Raw genomic sequence first — 4469 nt, 5'->3', positions numbered from 1 at the left:
AACCTTGCAAAGGTCATCGGTAGTTTCTAATTTATGAAAAAGAAGCCTCAATAGTTGCATTGAGGCTTCTTTATAAAGGAAGTCGCATGAAAAAAATTTCCGTAATTGGGAGTGGAATGACTGGAATAAGTCAGATAACTAAAGATGGTTTTGAAGTCATTAATAACTCAAAAATTGTCTTGTGGATTGGGAGCATTTTGGGATTAAGCGATTATCTTTTAGAGAAAAACATCAGTTGTGAGAATTTATCACATCTATATAAAGACGGCGGATTTGATGTTGATAATTACGTGCGAATAATTGATTGCCTAATGACCAATTTACATAGCTACAGCAACATTTGTTTAGTTGTTCCCGGTCATCCGAGAGTTGGTGTAACGATTGTGCAATTATTGCAGCAACGCTCAAAAGAGGATGGCTTTGAGTTTCGCTGCTACCCCGGTATTTCCAGTTTTGATGCCATGATCAATGATCTAGGGATTGACCCTCTAGAGGAGGGAGTTGGCATTGTTGATGCTAATCGCTTAATTATATACGATTACGCAATGGAACCATGCGTCAATTACTTTATCTATCACGTTTGTTCAGTAGGAAATGCCAACACTGATTACTCATCGCCTCATAAAAACAATAAAATTTCATATTTAAAAAACAAGCTACTAAAACATTACGCACCGGAAAATAAAATTTTTCTTCTTAGCGCCTCTGTAGATAATAGTGGTGAGCCAGATAAGATTGAAGGTAGCATAAACAATCTCGACGAATTATTTTTAAACATAACCTATCGACATACCCTATATATTCCAGCGTTATTACCAAGCAAGGATAGGGTCAACTTTGAATTTTTGAATGAAATTGGCGCAATATAATTCAAGGTGAAAAAATGCTTAACTTTAATAGTCATGACATGCTGCAAGGCTATTTATACCTAAATAATGGCTCATCGGAATTTGAAGGGCTTGATAAAATGTGGCCGCTGGATTGTGCACAAGTACGAGATCCCAACACCTATACTAATAATAAATTTCATCTCTCTCATCTCGATGTTACAAATGTGAAAGTTGGCAGCCTATCATTTGACTGGATTAATGCCGAAGCAGGAAGAAAAATGGCATTAATGATGGGTATTGATAATGTTGACTGCATTTCAGCTTGTGATTCTAGGCTTGCATTCCTTGAAGATGGTTTGAAATGCTACGGGCATCTTATGGAAGACGAGTTGAGGTTCATATCGGGATTCATTTCTGCACTGGTATGGCTTACTCCAAATAATGATGCTGCTGATAATGGTAACGCATCTTTTTATGAACTACCACATATCACATTTGTTTCTGACGCCACACTTTTTTTTATTCCACCATTCCATCAGATACCAAGGGAGTTTGGTATATTTGGATTTGTTGAAAACTTATATCACGAAGCACTACACCATCAGGTACATGCTTACAACGCACTCAATGAAAAGCATTACTGTTATGACCAGCGTGATGATTGCATCCTTGACCTTCCGTACAGGAATGACCGCACATTCAGTTATTCTCAGGCGTTTAATGCTTGCTATGTGTACAGTGAGATAGTTAAGTTTAGAGAGAAATCACTAAACTTCCTTCTAACGAAGGAAGACACCAAAGATAATCTCTGGCTAAGTGATGCAAGCATTTCCGCAAAAAGCATGTGGATTCATCTAACTAAAGCTCTTTTTAATATTAGAGAGTATTTCTTGCCACAATGGAGAAATATGATTGAATCATGGAACAAAGAGATTGAACTGATGGATACAGGGATTGGCTTATGAAAAAAACACAAGGCAATGGATATCTCGTTATAGATGATTTTTTGAATGAAGATGAGCTGTTTGCAATCCAACTGTACATGCAGTTTGAGAAATATTTCCCGGTTCACTCTAATGGCTGGTCGAAGTCATGGAGACTAACAGACGGAGCGCCATTTACCAGTCCATGCTATATATTTTCATGTTTAACCAGGAATACAACACTCAATGCCGAGATAATCTCAGATGGTATGAATGTTTTGAGTCGAAAGTTATTGGAGATATATGGTGAGTTACGAGAATTTCTAGGCGATGATTGGAACGCATTTTCCTTGACTTCATATCTATACCCATCAGGAACTGGCCTTGGTTGGCATGAGGATGATGCTCTATATAAAGGTGCCTACATCTTTTATGCACATCCGGAGTGGAGACCAAGCTGGGGAGGAGAGCTGTGCATTATTGATACAGCTGTGAGTTCAAGTGCAGGTCTATCAGAGAAAGTATATGATGCCTCAGAAAATGTTCTGAGGTTGTCAGGCATAATCGGTGGAGCTGTTGGACCAGAATTTGGCTGGACAATTCGAGATCGCAATATAAATGAATCTGGAATTGGGACATTTGTTTATCCAAAGCCAAATCGATTGGTTGTAATCAAACCAAATTACTCCCACTGCATCAAAAAGGTTGATACCAGTGCAGGCGAAAATGTTCGCTGCTCGGTGGCTGGTTTTTTCCATCAGAACGCTTGATCGTGAACGCAGCCTATTAATATTTTATGCAATGAAGTAGGTTAAAATCTGAAGGTTGTTCGCATTAAAACAATCATTGCAATATCGTTAACAAATGGGTCGCAAACGCAACCCATTTGTATTTAAAAGTTATAGTTTTGTTCTAATGGTTATTATTAACAGAGAGGACAAAACCAATCCTGTTATAGAACAAACTAGTAGAGCCATTCCACTTCCGATCCTATCGGCAAGTACCCCAGATAAAATACTTGCAACAGCTCCGATTACGATCTGCCTCTTATAGCTACTTGCAGATGCAGCGGCTACATGTTCATTCCGAAAATTTGTTAATATGTTATACCAGCCCATACTATAAATAATGTTAGAAAAAATATGGGCAATAAAAACAAAAGCCAATGACACAATTAAGTTAGGGCTTATTGGAACTAACAAGTAGCAAACTATAAAGACAATCATGCAAACTATAATAAATGAAGAAGATTGGCTTTTGTAGCGTTCTTCATTTACCAGGAATGGACCCATTAGTTGTCCCAGACCACGGGAAAACAATAAATACAAAATAGTATCACCTTTGTTTTCATTGCCCACAAGTGTTGGCAATAGTGACATCGCGGGAGATCCTACCATTGCTAAAGCAGGGAGAAGGTATAGGCTGGATATTTGTCTTGTGCTTAGATTTCGAGGAAGGTCTTCAATTATATTTTGCTGGCTAGGTTGCTTGTTTATTATGGGCAGTAGGGATATAACAACGATGGCAAAAAAATAACTAGCAAGATTTAGCAACAAAAATGTTTCACTGCTAATCTTTTCGTATATAATGGCACCAATCCCAATCCCAAATAATACATGACAGCTGAAGACAAAAGTGTCAATTAGCGCTCCTGCACCAATATCTTCCTCTTCAAGCTTCGATTTTGTGTAATGATTGATTGCAGGAATGGTTAGCCCGGCAGCTAAAGATGATGCAATGCCTGCACATTGAAGAACCGATGCTGCGTTATTCTCTATGCCAAACCATGGAATACCCAACCCAACAGCTCCAAGGAGCTCTCCAATCATAAGGCAATACTTGGTTTCCATCCTTTGGAGCAGATATTTTCCAACTATAGTCCCGATAAATCCAGGCGATGTGGACAAAATGAAAGCAACTGCAAATGAAGAAGGAGCGGCATCAAGCCTCGCTAATTCTCCAAATACCATCACAAAGGTAAGACCAGACCCGATAGAACTGCAAATCAATGCAAGTAAAAGTGTGCGTAACCATAAATATTTACTGAGAGAATGTAACAAAACACTAAGCATAGCCACCTCAATCCATTGGTTTATCGTTATTTTTCCAGCAAGATAAAATAGTTACATCGAATTATGAAACCTCTGCACTAATTTACACAATGGATATTGAAAGCCATTTATAAGACTTGCCAACTACGTGTGATAAAAGATGGCATTTGACAATTTTTTATCAAAATTATACCAACAGTTCAATAGATTACAGGTATCTCTTTAGCGTTACTGGCTAGATGGTGACAATGATCCGTTCGTCAATGTAATCGTCTGTCGACTTCACTTCCGCAAACCTCTACAAACTCAAAACGCTCATTCTTCTAGTGTGCGGGGAGTCGATTCTGACACTCTGTGCGCTCATTAGAGAGCTCCCCGCATCTGTAGTGGTCTAATCATCCCGGACACCATTTTAGGTGGTACAGTCGCCACCATGACCTGAGGTGTTCAATGACAAGATTACGTCGCTCATTTACTGCTGAATTCAAACTCGACGCCGCATCCCTGGTGCTCGACCAGGGATATTCAGTCCCCGAAGCAAGCCGTTCACTGGATGTCGGTGAAACCGTACTTCGTCGCTGGGTTCAGCAACTGCAATCCGAACGAACCGGCTCGAACGTGAAAAGGACATTCTAAAAAAGGCTACTGTAGATTCAATTGATCAA

The 4469-nt window shown here is 39.2% G+C and carries 4 protein-coding genes and 1 pseudogene; 4 read left to right on the top strand and 1 reads right to left on the bottom strand.

The window, feature by feature from the left end; genetic code table 11:
* The first annotated feature begins 86 nt into the window (after positions 1–86).
* From ACE1BR_RS05780 to ACE1BR_RS05770, 3 genes are read left to right on the top strand one after another with little or no spacing between them, the layout of a single operon-like run.
* Positions 87–869: an SAM-dependent methyltransferase gene (locus tag ACE1BR_RS05780; protein ID WP_374868420.1), complete on the top strand. Its 783-nt coding sequence runs from the start codon at positions 87–89 to the stop codon at positions 867–869.
* Between the two features lie 14 nt (positions 870–883).
* On the top strand, positions 884–1795 hold the full coding sequence (locus ACE1BR_RS05775; RefSeq protein ID WP_374868418.1) for a hypothetical protein: 912 nt from the start codon (positions 884–886) through the stop codon (positions 1793–1795).
* Positions 1792–2523, top strand: a complete 732-nt coding sequence (locus ACE1BR_RS05770) for a 2OG-Fe(II) oxygenase (protein WP_374868416.1) — start codon at positions 1792–1794, stop codon at positions 2521–2523. Before ACE1BR_RS05775 ends, ACE1BR_RS05770 begins: the two co-directional genes overlap by 4 nt.
* 129 nt (positions 2524–2652) lie before the next feature.
* Here ACE1BR_RS05770 and ACE1BR_RS05765 read toward each other — a convergent pair whose 3' ends face one another.
* Complete coding sequence (locus ACE1BR_RS05765; RefSeq protein ID WP_374868503.1) at positions 2653–3825, bottom strand: MFS transporter; 1173 nt, start codon at positions 3823–3825, stop codon at positions 2653–2655.
* A gap of 429 nt (positions 3826–4254) precedes the next feature.
* Here ACE1BR_RS05765 and ACE1BR_RS05760 point away from each other — a divergent pair.
* Positions 4255–4419: pseudogene (locus tag ACE1BR_RS05760) on the top strand (transposase); the annotation flags it as partial.
* Positions 4420–4469 lie beyond the last annotated feature (50 nt).

Source organism: Aeromonas sp. MdU4, assembly GCF_041929505.1.
In the GTDB taxonomy this organism is placed as follows: Bacteria; Pseudomonadota; Gammaproteobacteria; order Enterobacterales; family Aeromonadaceae; genus Aeromonas.
This window is presented reverse-complemented; position numbering and strand designations above follow the sequence as displayed.

Excerpts from the sequence above, each read along its gene's own strand:
- ACE1BR_RS05780 (WP_374868420.1), top strand. The coding sequence starts at position 87 with ATGAAAAAAATTTCCGTAATTGGGAGTGGAATGACTGGAATAAGTCAG.
- ACE1BR_RS05775 (WP_374868418.1), top strand. The coding sequence starts at position 884 with ATGCTTAACTTTAATAGTCATGACATGCTGCAAGGCTATTTATACCTA.
- ACE1BR_RS05770 (WP_374868416.1), top strand. The coding sequence starts at position 1,792 with ATGAAAAAAACACAAGGCAATGGATATCTCGTTATAGATGATTTTTTG.
- ACE1BR_RS05765 (WP_374868503.1), bottom strand. The coding sequence starts at position 3,825 with ATGCTTAGTGTTTTGTTACATTCTCTCAGTAAATATTTATGGTTACGC.